We start from the raw sequence: 13,705 nt of genomic DNA, 5'->3' as shown, positions 1-13,705 counted from the left end.
CCAGAATCTGTTTGCCCGGGGCAGTCATGTCCATCCCGTGATCCTTCTGAATGTTTGCTCGCACTGATCCGGCTGGTATACGGAGACTGTGCGGGGCGCCTGGATCATCACTTTGGCAGCAAGGAAGGTATCGGCGCAGCGCTCTTTATTGGCGGACTTGAGGACTATGCCTGTCTGGCCGTGAGGGCCTGAAAGCATGTGAGCATCCGCCGGTTCAGGCCGAGTAGAGATGTAATATAACATCAATCACATTGTGCGCGTCGTGCCTGTCTTGTGCCTGTTTTGGAAGGGTTTGTGTTTAATTTACTTGCGTTGTGGTCAGGCACATCTAGCGGAGGGTTGACGCACGTCAATATGTAAAGGGAGTAAAATAACTACAATTTAAGCAAATCAATGGATGGACAAGGACCCTTCTCATGAGCCAGGTGGCGTTGACATTGGTTGTACTTTCGGCGGTTGCCGTGCTGGGGCTGGCCATCGGCCGGCTCAAGGTTCGCGGTGTCGGACTGGGCATCGGCGGCGTCCTGTTCGGTGGTCTGATCGTCGGGCATTTTGCACACCGCAATGGCTGGCATCTGGATCATGCCGCCCTGCATTTCATCAAGGAGTTCGGCCTCATTCTCTTTGTTTATACTATCGGCATTCAGGTCGGGCCGGGATTCTTTGCGTCCCTGCGCCAGAATGGGCTGCGCCTGAATGCCGTGGCCGTGGGGATCGTGTTGCTGGGCAGCCTGATCACGGTAGGGCTGGCGCTGGGGTTTGATCTGCCACTAAATGTGGTGCTGGGCATTCAGTCCGGCGCGGTGACCAACACACCGTCACTGGCGGCCGCCCAGCAGATCCTCTCGGAACTGGGGTTTACCGGTGAGCAGGTTAGTCTGCTGGGAACGGGCTATGCCATGGCGTACCCGTTCGGCATTCTCGGCATCCTCCTGAGCATGTGGCTGGTCCGTGCGCTGTTGCGCATTTCGGTGGAGGACGAAGCGCGTGCCTGGGATGCGGAGCAGGGGAATGGCAAGCGGGGCACGCTGCAGGCCATCAACGTCCGGGTGGACAAGCCCGATGTTGACGGATTGCCCTTTGAGAGGCTGGAGTCGATGCTCGGAGAGGACGTGATCTGCTCTCGCGTCAAGTCGCAGGGCAGACTGGTGGTGCCCGGTCCGGGCTTGCGGATCCGCAGCGGCGACTACCTGCATCTGGTGGGCAGTGATGAAATCCGGTTGAAACAGGTGGCAGAACGTCTGGGCCGTGAAGCGGATGAGTCGCTCTCGACCCGAGGCACACACCTGCGCAGTGTCCGCATTGTGGTCACCAATGAAAGGATGCTCGGGCGCAAGCTCAGCGAGCTGGATATCAAGAACCGTTACGATGTGGTGATCTCCCGGCTCAACCGGGCCGGGGTGGAGCTGGTGCCGAACCGGCATACCGTGCTCCAGTTCGGTGACATTCTCAATATCGTCGGGGATGCCCAGGCCGTGGAATACGTGGCCCGCCTGATGGGCAATGCCCGCAGCAAGCTGGATCAGGTACAGATGATGCCCATCTTCATCGGCATCGGGCTGGGGGTGTTGCTGGGCTCCATTCCAGTCCAGTTGCCACATCTGCCCGCACCCATCAAGCTGGGTCTGGCGGGTGGCCCACTGATTGTGGCGCTGCTGCTGGCCCGGGTCGGCAACATCGGCCCCCTTTACTGGTTCATGCCACCCAGTGCCAACCTGGCCCTGCGTGACATCGGTATTGTGCTCTTTCTCGCTGTGGTGGGTATCAATTCGGGAGCCGGTTTTCTGAATACACTGACGGAAGGGGACGGCCTGAAATGGATGGGCTACGGTGTGCTCATTACGCTGCTGCCCCTGTTCATCATGGGCATGCTGGCACGCCTGTGGCTGAAGATGAATTACCTGTCGCTGTGCGGCGTGCTCGCCGGTTCCATGACCGATCCGCCGGCGCTGGCCTTTGCCAATGCCTTGCGCCCGGATTGTGGTGCCAGCGCACTGGCCTATGCCACCGTCTATCCTCTGGTCATGTGTCTGCGCATCCTGTCACCCCAACTCATTGCGGTGCTGCTCTGGGCGGTCTGGCACGCCTGAAGCAGAGGAGGCGCCGGCTTCCGCCCCGGAGGCAGTGTCCGGCGCGCCGTCTGGCAGGTCGTCTGCGAAGTGGGCTTTCCAGCGCTGTTGCGCCACATGGGCCTTGACCAGTTCCAGGCTCTCGTCCACCAGCATCAGGATCTGCCGGTCCAGATGGCGGTCGGCTTCGGATACGGAGGTTCGCTCGTGGACACGTTCGGCCAGGTTTTCCACCCGGTCCGCTGTCATGTCCTTGAGCAGGTGGATGATCGATTGCACCACCACATCCGTGACCGCATTTTCCAGCAGGGTTTCGATGGTGTCACCCACCACCGGCAGGCGTGCAAACCGCCGGATGTCCGCGCTTTCCCGGATGGCCCGGCGCACGCTCTCGCGCACATGGCCGTTGATGGCCTGTCCCGTCTCTTCGGCCTCGATCACCTGGCCGGCCTGATGCAGGATATGGGCGATCCATTGGTATACCGCCGGCAGTCGGGGCTGTACCACCTCCTCGCGGATCTGCCGGATGAGCGGCGAGCCCATGCGCAGGTCCGCCTGGGCGTCGCTGAGCACCTTGATCACGATCCGGTCACTCAGCTCCTCCAGAAAGACGTTGTAGTAGAAGTGGATAAAGGCGAACACGCGGGTTTGCGTCAGGTCAATCACGCCGGCCCGCTGCAGCCGGTAGAGGATGGAGGCGATACGCAGAAAGCGGAAAATGCGTGCGCCGGCCACCGGGATGCACCCCACCAGATCGTACCAGTGGAGGAACGGGAAGAAATACCAGCGCACGTACTCGCGGCGCCGGATGGCAATGAGCCAGCGCAGAAAGAACTCGGTCAGGAAAAAGGCCACAAAGCCCAGGTCGACCAGGGCGAAGTTGGCATGGACCGGTGCCCAGGCATCGTGCAGGGCGGGTATGGATCGGGCCAGTGCTCCCCGGACAGCCTCGGTGGCATAAAGAGTATCAAAGAGCAGCATCACCAGGTTGGCCACCAGCACCGCCAGCATGGTCAGATCCCAGAGCAGCCACAGCCCTTCGTGATGTTCGCGAAGCTTCTGACGGTTGAAATTCAGCATCTGCGTACTGTAACGCGCCCCTCTGGACTGCGCAATTTGAAGGAGGTCTCAAACGTGATCTGTTCACTTGTCGGACAAGGCGCCCGGGTGCTAAGGTACGCTGGGTCTGGGAGCCCGTCTGGTGAGGACATCTGAATGATTACACTGATAAAAAATGCAGGGCGTGTGCTGGTGCTGGGCCTTTGCCTGGCCGGAGCCGTTCAGGCCGCGTCCATGAAAGAAGTGGCCGAGGCCGTCAAGGCCAAGGATTTTGACACCGCCTTTGTTCAGCTCAAGGAGCTCGCGGCCACCGGTGATCCGGTCGCACAGTTTCTGCTGGCCATGATGTACGAGAATGGCCGGGGTACGGAGAAGAATGACGAGGAGGCCTTCCGCTGGTACAAGGCTGCCGCCGAGCAGGGACATGCCTCTGCCCAGAACAACCTGGCCCAGTTCTATCTGAAGGGCAAGGGCGTCAAGGCGAACCCGGAAGAGGCCGTGGCCTGGTTCCGCAAGGCGGCCGAGGCCGGTAACGCCGTCGCCCAGTACAATCTGGGGCTGCGTTATGCCAAGGGTGAAGGGGTGCCGCAGGATCTGAAGCAGGCTTTCGAGTGGTATCGCAAGGCCGCCGAACAGGGCAACCGTTTTGCCCTGTTCAATGTGGCCTATGCCTACGCAACCGGAGAAGGCGTGGAGAAGAATCTGGTGGAAGCCATGAAATGGGCGCTGCTCAGCGCGGATGCCGGATTCAAGCGCGGCGCCCAGTTTGCCGCATTCCTCAAGCCCAATCTCAAGGAAGAGGAGCTGAAGCAGGCGCAGGAGCAGGCGCTGGCCTGGAAGCAGGCCAAGTCACAGGTGGCCAAGGCCAAATAGGCGTCAGGCCGCGGCGGGCAGGGTGATCCGGAAACAGGTCCCCTCGCCCGGCGCACTGTCTACCTCGATTTTGCCCTTGTGGCGTTCCACGATACCGTAAACGATGGCCAGGCCCAGCCCTGTGCCTTGCCCGACGGGTTTGGTGGTAAAGAACGGATCGAAGATGCGTGAGCGCACCTCTTCTGTCATGCCGCAGCCGGTATCTCTGACTTCCAGCACCACTGAATCGCCATCGTCATGGGTGTGCACCCGGATCGTTCCCTGTTTTTCAATGGCCTGGGCGGCGTTGACGAACAGGTTCACCAGAATCTGACTGATCTGATTGGGAATGCAGCGCAGCGGCCGGCGATGGTTGAGATCTTTCTCCACGGTGGCCTTGTACTTGATGGCGTTGTGAGCAATGTTGAGGGAGCTGTCGATCAGTGCCGTCAGATCGGCCTCGGCAAAACGGACATCATCCGTGCGGCTGAACTCCTTCAGGTCGCGGACAATCTGCCGGACCCGTTCGGTGCCTTCCCGGCTTTCCCTGACGATGAGCCCCAGATCATCCATCATGTAGCGAAAATCAATGTCTTTCTTGAACGCCTGAATGGTCTTTTGGGCCTCTTCGGGGAGCCGGGATTCCAGGGATTGATAGAGACCCAGGAGTGCACGCAGGTCATCCAGGTAACCTTCCAGGGTGCCCAGGTTGGAGTGAATGAAACCGACGGGATTGTTGATTTCATGGGCGATCCCGGCGGAAAGCTGGCCCAGCGAGGCCATCTTTTCCGACTGCAGCAGCTGGCGGTGGCTTTCCTGCAGTTGGGCATGGCTCTCCCGAAGCTGCTTGTTGAGCGCGTGGGCTTCCCTCAGGGCCGTCGTCAGGGCCTCGTTGAGTGTCATCAACTGGCTTTCCCGGCGCCTGAGTTCAAATTCGGCGTGCCGCCTGGCCCTGCGTTCCGCTTCCAGTTCTGTCCGGAGCTGTTCAAGTGTGGAATCGTCTGTCATCAAACCCGGTTCCTTTGGAGACTAACGGAAAGTGTAGCAGGGAATTCTGGGTTTGCAGGGGGCGGGTCATTTCAGTGGAAGCGGGGGAAGGTAACCGGAAGCGGGGCTTCCGGTACCGGATTTCAGAGCGCCACGATCAGCACAATGCCCAGCACGATCCCTGCCGCAAAGCTGATCAGGAAAGTATTGAGCATGTCGTAGTCGATCGAGTCGCCATGCTTGCCCGGCAATTCATGTCCTGCCATGAGAGTCTCCTCTTGCTGATATCGGGATTTTCGGATCGCCATGCAAAATATGGCGGGCCCGGACACAAAAAACAAGCCCCGGAGGAGGGGCTTGTCGGTTCGGCTTGATATGGGTCAGACTAGTCGTGCCAACGGGGGCCGTGATCTCCCATGCGTTCGCCCATGTGTTCGCGACGCGGGCCGTCACAACCTTCGTCCATCCCGCGGCGGCGGCGCTCCATCCTGGCCAGTTGTTCCTCGGTCAGGACGTTCTTGAGCCTGGCGCGGGTTTCGTCATCCAGGGCCTTCATTTGCTCGCGCGTACTGTCCATGATGGCCTGGCGTTTTTCATGCTGACCTTTCATGATGTCGATGAAGGCATCACGCTGTTCTTGCGTCAGTTCCAGCTTGTCCGCCATGCGGTCAAAGTCGGGCCCTCGGTCCTGGTCATGCGCCAGCACCGTGCCGGTCAGTCCGATGGTCAGCAGGGTGGACAGTGCAAGGGTCTTGAGTGTGTTCATGGTTGTTCTCCTCGTGGGTTGCTTCATTTCTGTAGTGTCAGAATATCCGCCCACTTGGGAGGAAATGTGGAGCAATCAGGGAAGCTCGTACTTGTAGCCGGCACCGTACACGCTGTGAATGCAGTCCAGTCCTTCGAAAGCGCCTTCCAGCTTGCGGCGGATTTTCTTGATGTGGCTGTCGATGGTGCGGTCACTCACCACCCGGCCATCCGGATAGATGATGTCCATCAGCTGTTCCCGGCTGTAGATGCGGCCGGGGTGCCTGACCAGCGCGGCCAGCAGCGCAAATTCGACCGCGGACAGGGTCAGGTGACGGCCCTGCCAGCTGACCCTGAGCTGATCTTCCTGCAGGGTCAGCCCGGGCGTGGTGCCGGTGGCCGGCGAGATGCGCCGCAGGACGGCCTTGACACGGGCCACCACTTCACGGGGGCTGTAGGGCTTGCACACATAGTCATCCGCACCCAGTTCGAGGCCGATCAGGCGATCCACTTCATCCACACGGGCGGTGGTCATGATGATGGGCACCTGACTCTGTTGCCGGATGCGTTTGCAGACTTCAATGCCATCCATGCCCGGCAGGTTGAGGTCCAGCAGGATCAGGTCCGGTGAATCGCTCCCGAAGGCCGCCAGCGCCGCCGGACCGTCATCTACCACGCGGGTGTCGAAATTGTCCCGCGCCAGATAGTCGGCCAGCAGACTGGCCAGCTTGGGTTCGTCTTCAACGATCAGGATGCGTGTCATCGGTTTCTTCCTCGTGAACAGGTAAGCGCAGCTCGACGCAGAGTCCCCCGGCGGGGGACGCGGAGGCCCCGATTTCTCCACCGTGTGCCCGGGCAATGGCCGCAGCGATGGCGAGGCCGAGACCGCTGCCGCCCAGTGCCCGGTTGCGACTGGCGTCTACGCGGTAGAAGCGGTCAAAGAGATGGGGGAGGGCCGCCTCCGGAACGCCGGGGGCCGAATCACACCAGCGCAGCACGAATCGGTCGTCTTCGCGCTGCAGGGAGACGTGAAGCGTGCCGGGGCTGTCGGTGTAGCGCAGGGTATTCTGGAGCAGGTTGTCCAGCAGTTGGGTCAGCCGGTCGGCATCGGCACGGACGGGGGCGGTGTCGCACAGGTCGGAGGTCAGGAAGATATCCGCCTGTACCAGCATCGGCGCCCCGCGGTTCAGGACATGGCGCACGCAGTCGGCCAGATCCTCCTCCTCAAACCGGTAGTGCACCGCACCCATGTCCGCCCGGGTGAGGTCATGGAGATCCTGTACCAGCCGTCCAAGCCGCTGGACTTCCTCGTGCAGGGAGGTTACGGCCTCCTGTGTCAGGGGGCGGATACCGTCCTTCAGGGCTTCCAGCTCGGCCTTGAGGATAGTGATGGGGGTGCGCAGTTCGTGGGCCACGTCCGCTGTCCATTGACGTTGCTGACGTTCATGCCGGGCCAGCTGCGCCACCATGTGATTGAAGTCGCGGATCAGGTCAGCCAGTTCATCCTGCCCTGTCGGTTCGGGCAGCGGGGAGAAGTCCCGCTGTCGGACCTGCTGCATGGCATCGCTGAGCTGCGCGACGGGACGGGTCACCTGTCGCGCAAGCCACCAGGCCAGCAGGCTGCCGCCTGCCAGGGCGAGCAGGGCGATCCAGATCATCTGGCGGCGCTGGGTTTCCAGAAAACGCTGGCCCACACTGTCATCCCGGAAACGTGGCGGCGGCAACGCAAGCCAGCCGACCTGCCGGCCGTTGTGGTCGAGTACGGGCACCCTGTCGTCCTTGCTGATGTCGGGCGGGCCCGGGATCAGCGGCCGGCCGGCCATGTCCAGGGGAATGATGCCGGGTCGTCGCGGTGACATGGGATGGCGGTGCGGATGATGATCATCATCACCATGATCATCCGTTTCGGGCGGCGGGAACGCGCCGGGCATATCCGGCATGATCCAGGGGGAGACGAGGCGTGGAGCAAGCCGTTCCCAGCTCCGGGCATCGGTGATGCGATCCTGCAGGCGCTCTGCCAGTTGTTCCAACGTCTGACGCTGTGCTTCACGTCGGTAACTGTCGAACCCCCGGCTCAGGCTCAGGTGCAGGGCCAGGGTGCTGATGAGCAGAATCGCCAGGGCATAGAGGGCGAAGGTCAGGGTCAGGCGCGTGTGAAATCGGCGGAACATGGGTATCTCTCTCCGGAATGTCCGCCAGTGTAGCGCAAAATTGTGCAGGAAATGGGGAAAAGGGGGTGCCGGAGCACCCCGAAGCGAGGCGGTCGTTGCTGAGGTGCCTCGTAAACGGTTGGCGTCAGCGCAGCAGCCGACGGATTTCCGGGAGGCAGGAGCCGCAGTTGGTGCCGGCCTGGGTTCGCTGACAGATCTCTTCCACCTGGGTAACGCCGTCTTCCCGGAGGGCAAGAATGCGCTGCTCACCCACGCCGAAGCAGGCGCACACCGTCCGGCCCTGTCCGGCCCCGCCGCTCAGTGGCCGGCCGGCAAGCAGGCTCATGCGCCGCAGCGTGTCAAGCTGCGCCTCACCGAGCGCGTCGTGCAGCCAGCCGGGACTGTCTTCCGGCGGTTCGGGGAAAGATAGGCCACCAGCACCAGCCGGCCTTCCCTGAGAGCAGCATAACGATGCACCTGATGGGCTGCGTCATGGTATTCCAGCCACTCCATGGTTCCGGGATGGTCCGTTTCGGACAGCAGACTGACCAGCCACTGCGGACAGAGGTCCGCCGGTGGGCAGGACAGGGCCGAGATGGCATGCCAGCCTGCGGCCAGCCGGACATGGGCCTGATACAGGACATTTTCCGGTTGCCGGGGCCGGGTGGCCGAAACCAGTGTCAGCCAGGCCGCAGGCTTCACGGGTTCCAGCCGGACAGGGGTATGCTTGTATTCGGGCTGTTTGGACACCGGATCGACGATGGCGGGAATCACCGTATTGATCCGGCTGAAGGGGGCCAGTTCGGCACTCCAGTGCATGGGAGCAAAGACCTGTCCGCAGCGCATCCGCTCATCCGCACGGACACGCAGTACCGCTTCGCCCCGGTCGCTGCACACCCGGACCAGCTGGCCTGGCTCAAGCGCCAGTTCACGGGCATCCAGCGGATGCAGGCTGAGCACCGGTTCCGGCTCATGCTGGTTGAGACGCGGGGCGAGGGCTGTCCGTGTCATGGTGTGCCACTGATCCCGGATGCGGCCGGTCAGCAGTGAGAACGGGTATTCCGGCGTCGGCGGCCGGGCCGGCCCGCGGGGTTCAATGGACAACATTCGGGCCTTTCCGGAGGCGGTGGGAAATCCGCCGTCCCCGAAGAGCCGGGCTGTGCCGCAGGGGGCGGATTCGGTCACCGGCCACTGGATGGGCGTCAGGGCATCGTACTGGGCGACGCTGATATCGGCAAGCGCACTGATGTTGAAGGTTCTGGGCAGGTCGTCCGGCGTATTGCGCCAGCCGGACAGGGCTGCATGCTCGCGAAAGATATCCGCAGGGTGCCGGTAGTCGAAAGCCTTTCCGAAGCCGAGGCGTCGGGCAACCTCGGTGAGCATCCACCAGTCCGGTCTCGCTTCACCCGGGAGCGGGAGAAAGGGACGCTGGCGGCTGATCCGTCGCTCGGAGTTCGTCACGGTGCCGTTCTTTTCCCCCAGCCGGCCGCCGGCAGGCGGATGTGGGCATAATTCAGGGTATCGGCCCGGGCGGAGACTTCGGATACCACCACCAGCGGGCAGCGGGCCAGTGCTTCCCGGACCCGGTTGCCGTCCGGCAGACTGACCGCCGGATTGGTGCCCATGATCCAGATGGCGCGGATCTCGCCCCGGTGCATGGCGTCAAAGATTTCGGTGGCGGTCTTGCCCGGGCCGGTGACCACCGCCGGTGCCTGCCAGAATTCCCGTACCGCCTCCACCGCGCGTCCGGTGAAAGGCAGATGTGCGGCAAGCTGAGTGGCCAGGCCGCCCACTTCGCGGCCGCCCATGGCATTGGGCTGGCCGGTCAGGGACAGCAGGCCGCTGCCGGGTTTGCCGATTCGTCCCGTTGCCAGATGGCAGTTGATGATGGCATTGACCTTGTCCGTACCACTGGATGTCTGGTGGATGCCCTGGGAATACAGGGTCAGAGTCCGTTCGCGGGTGACGAACCAGCTGAAGAAGCGGGAGATGTCGGCGGCGCTGAGGCCGGTGGGTTCGGCGATGCTGTGCAGATCCGGACAGAGTTGCTGCGCCTGCCGGATCGCAGGCCCGAAGCCCTCCGTGTGGGCTTCCAGCCAAGTATAGTCCAGTGCGCCCTGACGGCCCAGCCAGGCCAGCAGACCGGTGAACAGCCAGCCATCGGTGCCGGGCCGGAGGGCGAGGTGGAGATCGGCCAGGTCACAGGTGTCCGTCCGGCGGGGGTCGATGACCACGATCTTCATTTCCGGGCGTCTGGCCCGGGCATCACGCAAACGCTGAAACAGGACGGGGTGGCACCAGGCCAGATTGCTGCCGGTGAGAATGACCAGATCCGCCAGCTCCAGATCCTCATAGCAGTTGGGCACCGTATCGCTGCCGAAGGCCCTTGTATGGCCGGATACGGAAGATGACATGCACAGGCGCGAGTTGGTATCCACATTGGCCGAGCCGATGAAGCCTTTCATCAGTTTGTTGGCCACATAGTAGTCTTCCGTGAGCAGTTGTCCCGAGAGATAAAAGGCCACACTGTCGGGGCCCCAGGTTTCCAGCGTCTCCCTGAAACGGCGGGTCAGGGTGTCCAGGGCCGTATCCCAGCTGACCTGCCGGCCATCGACGAACGGATGAAGCAGCCGGTCGTCCTGTCCGAGGGTTTCGCCCAGGGCACTGCCCTTGGAGCACAGGCGTCCGAAATTGGCGGGATGATCGGCCAGGCCCTGTACCGTGGCGGAGCGGTTGTCGCCACCGGGACGTGCCTGAATGCCGCAGCCCACGCCGCAGTAAGCGCAGGTGGTCGCAGTGGCAAAATCGGGTTCGTTCATGGGCATTTCACCTGTCTGTACAAAGGTGAGGGGGCGTGACGGGTTGCGGGTCTGTCACGCCCCCTCGGCGGGGGAACACTCAGGCGCAGTGGCGCACCGAATCCAGGGACAGGAATACCGTGCCCTGTTCGTCTACCCGGACCACGTAGGTCCGGGTGCAGCCCGTGTCATAACCCTGGGCCTCACCGTCTTCCAGGCTGATTACCCAGTTGTGCAGGGGGCAGGTCACGGCATGGCCGTGCACGATGCCCTGTGACAGGGCACCGCCCTTGTGGGGGCATTTGTCCCGCAGTGCAAAGACCTTGTTGTCCCGGGTACGGAACACGGCGATCTCGCCCCAGGGGGTGTCCACCACCCGGGCACCGCGAACAGGGATCTCTTCAATATGGCCAACGGCCTTCCATTCAGTCATCTCAGGCCTCCGTGACATCGGAAAGGGGAATGAAGCGAGCACGCACACGGGCATCCTGCGCAGGCTCGGCCCACGGATCCTTCTGGGCGTGCTTCTGGGATTCGAGGAATCGTGCATACCACTGTTTGCGCTGTTCCGGCTTGTCCACCAGCTCAGCCTTGATGTACGAGAGGCCCACCCGCTCGATCCAGGGGGCGGTGCGCTCGCCATAACGGGCCTGCTCACGGTACATCTGCATGAAGGCGCCTGCGTATTCCTTCACTTCCTCGGGCGTTTCCACCTTCACGAGAAAGTCACAGACGCGGACCTTCATGCCGCCGTTGCCACCCACATGGAGCTCCCAGCCGGAATCCACGGCCACCACACCAAAATCCTTGATGGTGGCTTCGGCACAGTTGCGCGGGCAGCCGGAGACTGCCATCTTGACCTTGGCCGGCGTCCAGGCACCCCAGGTCATTTTCTCCAGTTCGATGCCCATGGTAGTGGAGTCCTGGGTGCCGAAGCGGCAGAACTCGCTGCCCACGCAGGTTTTTACCGTACGCAGGGCCTTGCCGTAGGCATGACCGGAGACCATGCCCGCGGCATTGAGATCGGCCCAGATCCGGGGCAGGTCTTCCTTCTTGACACCCAGCAGGTCAATACGCTGGCCGCCGGTGATCTTCACGCAGGGGACCTGATATTTTTCCGCCGCATCGGCAATGGCACGCAATTCGGCGGGTGTGGTCACGCCGCCCCAGATCCGCGGGACCACACTGTAGGTGTTGTCCTTCTGAATATTGGCGTGGGCGCGCTCGTTGATGAAGCGTGAGGCCGGGTCATCCACCGGTTCTCCCGGCCAGGCACACACAAGGTAGTAGTTGATGGCCGGGCGGCAGACATGACAGCCATCCGGGTTGCGGAATTCCAGAAATGCTGCCACGGCGTCAAAGCTCTTCAGGTGGTTGTCCAGAATGGCCTGGCGCACGGCTTCATGGGGATAATCCGTGCATCCGCAGAGGGGTTTTTCCGCCGGGGTCCGGCTGTAGTCGCCGCCCACCGTGGCGGCCAGGATCTGTTCCACCAGGCCGGTGCAGGAGCCGCAGGAGGCGGAAGCCTTGGTGGCGGCACGCACATCTTCGAGGGTGAACAGCTTGTTTTCCGTAATGGCCTTGACGATGTCTCCCTTGCAGACGCCGTTGCAGCCGCAGACCTCCGCATCGTCGGCCATGTTGACGACAGCGCTCTGGCCGTCATGCCCGGCATCGCCCAGCATGTGCTGGCCGAAGAGCAGCGTATCCCGGAAGTCGGCAATGGAGGTTTTCTCGCGGATGAGCTGGAAATACCAGGGGCCGTCCACCGTATCACCGTAGAGCACGATGCCCGCGAGCCGGTTGTCCCGGATGACGGCCTTCTTGTACACACCTGCCCTGGGATCCTGGAAGATGATGTCCTCGGTGGTGTCATCTCCCATGAAATCACCGGCAGAAAAGAGGTCGATGCCCGTCACCTTGAGCTTGGTGGAGGTGGCTTTCTGCTGGTAAATGCTGGTGCAGTAGCCGGCAAGATGGTTGGCGCAGACACGTGCCTGATCCCAGATGGGGGCGACCAGACCAAAGACCTCGCCGCGGTGCTGAATGCATTCCCCCACGGCGTAGATGGCCGGATCAAAGGTCTGCAGGGTATCGTTCACCACGATGCCCCGTTCACAATGCAAACCGGCTGACCGGGCCAGTTCCGTGTTGGGGATGATGCCGGCCGCCATGACCACGATGTCCGCCGGGATCTCCTCGCCGGTACTGAAGCGCAGCCCCCTGACATGTCCGTTTTCGTCGCCGAGGATCTCTTCCGTCAGGGTATGGATGCGGAACCGGATGCCCCGTTCTTCCAGTGCGGCCTGCAGGAAGTCTGCTGCCGTCTTGTCCAGCTGGCGGTTCATCAGCCATTCCATGTTGTGCACCACGGTCACGTGCATGCCTTGCTTCATCAGTCCGTTCGCAGCTTCCAGACCGAGCAGTCCGCCGCCGATCACCACCGCGTGCTTTCGGGTCCGGGCGGCCTCGAGCATGACTTCCACATCGGCGATGTCGCGGAAGGTCACCACACCGTCCAGATCCTTGCCCGGAACGGGAATGATGAACGGTTTGGAACCTGTCGTGATCAGCAGGCGGTCGTAGGCGGCACGGGTGCCGTCGGCAGCGATGACCACCTTGTTGCGCCGGTCAATTTCGACAACCTGCTTGGTTTCTCCGGCGTGGAGCGTGATGTTGTGTTCCGCGTACCACTCCGGACGGTTGATCATGATGTCGTCAATGGACTTTTCACCGCAGAGTACGGGCGAGAGCATGATCCGGTTGTAGTTTCCCCAGGGTTCATTGCCGAACACGGTGATGTCATACAGATCCGGGGCGATTTTCAGGAGCTCTTCAACGGTACGCATCCCGGCCATACCATTTCCGATCACGACTAGTTTCATCTTCATACCAGACTCTCTCAATCAGGTGGGTCTGCCCCGGATAAAGCGCAAAAAGTGCCAATATTCAAAATGGTACTTTAAAAACAATAGGATAGAATGCAGGTATGAGCGATCTGCGTGCAAAACGCGCTGCGCCGGACGGGTGAACGGATTGAAACGGA

12 protein-coding genes and 1 pseudogene are annotated in these 13,705 nt (G+C 62.0%); 3 read left to right on the top strand and 10 right to left on the bottom strand.

Features of this window, described 5'->3' with window-relative positions; translation table 11 throughout:
- Positions 1-54 precede the first annotated feature (54 nt).
- Both AAIA72_RS08515 and AAIA72_RS08510 read left to right on the top strand, forming a co-directional pair.
- Entirely contained in the window at positions 55-192 is a 138-nt protein-coding gene (locus AAIA72_RS08515) for a hypothetical protein (protein WP_369599897.1), read from the top strand.
- Positions 193-416: 224 nt separating this feature from the next.
- A complete protein-coding gene (locus AAIA72_RS08510) occupies positions 417-2,090 on the top strand; it encodes a putative transporter (RefSeq protein ID WP_369599896.1) in 1,674 nt (557 codons plus the stop codon).
- Here AAIA72_RS08510 and AAIA72_RS08505 read toward each other — a convergent pair.
- Entirely contained in the window at positions 2,043-3,149 is a 1,107-nt protein-coding gene (locus AAIA72_RS08505) for a hypothetical protein (protein ID WP_369599895.1), read from the bottom strand. The genes AAIA72_RS08510 and AAIA72_RS08505 overlap by 48 nt on opposite strands.
- Before the next feature lie 135 nt (positions 3,150-3,284).
- On the opposite strand from AAIA72_RS08505, the gene AAIA72_RS08500 reads away from it, so the two are divergent.
- Positions 3,285-4,001, top strand: coding sequence for a tetratricopeptide repeat protein (locus AAIA72_RS08500; protein WP_369599894.1), 717 nt, complete (start codon positions 3,285-3,287; stop codon positions 3,999-4,001).
- A 3-nt stretch (positions 4,002-4,004) separates the two neighbouring features.
- Here AAIA72_RS08500 and AAIA72_RS08495 read toward each other — a convergent pair whose 3' ends face one another.
- The 9 genes and pseudogenes from AAIA72_RS08495 to nirB form a co-directional block, all read right to left on the bottom strand.
- Entirely contained in the window at positions 4,005-4,988 is a 984-nt protein-coding gene (locus AAIA72_RS08495) for a sensor histidine kinase (protein ID WP_369599893.1), read from the bottom strand.
- 122 nt (positions 4,989-5,110) lie between these two features.
- Positions 5,111-5,233, bottom strand: coding sequence for a hypothetical protein (locus AAIA72_RS08490; RefSeq protein ID WP_369599892.1), 123 nt, complete (start codon positions 5,231-5,233; stop codon positions 5,111-5,113).
- A 119-nt stretch (positions 5,234-5,352) separates the two neighbouring features.
- A complete protein-coding gene (locus AAIA72_RS08485; protein WP_369599891.1) occupies positions 5,353-5,733 on the bottom strand; it encodes a Spy/CpxP family protein refolding chaperone in 381 nt (126 codons plus the stop codon).
- A gap of 75 nt (positions 5,734-5,808) precedes the next feature.
- Positions 5,809-6,474: a response regulator gene (locus tag AAIA72_RS08480; protein ID WP_369599890.1), complete on the bottom strand. Its 666-nt coding sequence runs from the start codon at positions 6,472-6,474 to the stop codon at positions 5,809-5,811.
- Positions 6,452-7,882, bottom strand: coding sequence for an ATP-binding protein (locus AAIA72_RS08475; protein ID WP_369599889.1), 1,431 nt, complete (start codon positions 7,880-7,882; stop codon positions 6,452-6,454). The genes AAIA72_RS08480 and AAIA72_RS08475 overlap by 23 nt, the downstream gene beginning before the upstream one ends.
- A 124-nt stretch (positions 7,883-8,006) precedes the next feature.
- Positions 8,007-8,207 (bottom strand): (2Fe-2S)-binding protein, encoded by a 201-nt coding sequence (locus AAIA72_RS08470; RefSeq protein ID WP_369599888.1) that lies wholly within the window; start codon positions 8,205-8,207, stop codon positions 8,007-8,009.
- Positions 8,204-10,627, bottom strand: a pseudogene (locus tag AAIA72_RS08465) (molybdopterin oxidoreductase family protein); the annotation flags it as partial. The gene AAIA72_RS08470 and the pseudogene AAIA72_RS08465, both read right to left, overlap by 4 nt.
- A 132-nt stretch (positions 10,628-10,759) precedes the next feature.
- Positions 10,760-11,092, bottom strand: a complete 333-nt coding sequence (gene nirD, locus AAIA72_RS08460; protein ID WP_369599887.1) for a nitrite reductase small subunit NirD — start codon at positions 11,090-11,092, stop codon at positions 10,760-10,762.
- 1 nt (position 11,093) lies between these two features.
- Positions 11,094-13,550 (bottom strand): nitrite reductase large subunit NirB, encoded by a 2,457-nt coding sequence (nirB, locus tag AAIA72_RS08455; protein ID WP_369599886.1) that lies wholly within the window; start codon positions 13,548-13,550, stop codon positions 11,094-11,096.
- Positions 13,551-13,705: the final 155 nt, after the last annotated feature.

Source organism: Thermohahella caldifontis (genome assembly GCF_041153465.1).
Classification (GTDB): Bacteria; Pseudomonadota; Gammaproteobacteria; order Pseudomonadales; family Oleiphilaceae; genus Thermohahella; species Thermohahella caldifontis.
Note: the sequence above shows the minus strand (reverse complement) of the source record. Positions and strands in the feature narration are given on the sequence as shown.

Excerpts from the sequence above, each read along its gene's own strand:
- AAIA72_RS08500 (WP_369599894.1), top strand. The coding sequence starts at position 3,285 with ATGATTACACTGATAAAAAATGCAGGGCGTGTGCTGGTGCTGGGCCTT.
- AAIA72_RS08470 (WP_369599888.1), bottom strand. The coding sequence starts at position 8,207 with ATGAGCCTGCTTGCCGGCCGGCCACTGAGCGGCGGGGCCGGACAGGGC.
- AAIA72_RS08475 (WP_369599889.1), bottom strand. The coding sequence starts at position 7,882 with ATGTTCCGCCGATTTCACACGCGCCTGACCCTGACCTTCGCCCTCTAT.
- AAIA72_RS08505 (WP_369599895.1), bottom strand. The coding sequence starts at position 3,149 with ATGCTGAATTTCAACCGTCAGAAGCTTCGCGAACATCACGAAGGGCTG.
- AAIA72_RS08485 (WP_369599891.1), bottom strand. The coding sequence starts at position 5,733 with ATGAACACACTCAAGACCCTTGCACTGTCCACCCTGCTGACCATCGGA.
- AAIA72_RS08495 (WP_369599893.1), bottom strand. The coding sequence starts at position 4,988 with ATGACAGACGATTCCACACTTGAACAGCTCCGGACAGAACTGGAAGCG.
- nirB (WP_369599886.1), bottom strand. The coding sequence starts at position 13,550 with ATGAAGATGAAACTAGTCGTGATCGGAAATGGTATGGCCGGGATGCGT.
- AAIA72_RS08480 (WP_369599890.1), bottom strand. The coding sequence starts at position 6,474 with ATGACACGCATCCTGATCGTTGAAGACGAACCCAAGCTGGCCAGTCTG.
- AAIA72_RS08510 (WP_369599896.1), top strand. The coding sequence starts at position 417 with ATGAGCCAGGTGGCGTTGACATTGGTTGTACTTTCGGCGGTTGCCGTG.
- nirD (WP_369599887.1), bottom strand. The coding sequence starts at position 11,092 with ATGACTGAATGGAAGGCCGTTGGCCATATTGAAGAGATCCCTGTTCGC.
- AAIA72_RS08490 (WP_369599892.1), bottom strand. The coding sequence starts at position 5,233 with ATGGCAGGACATGAATTGCCGGGCAAGCATGGCGACTCGATCGACTAC.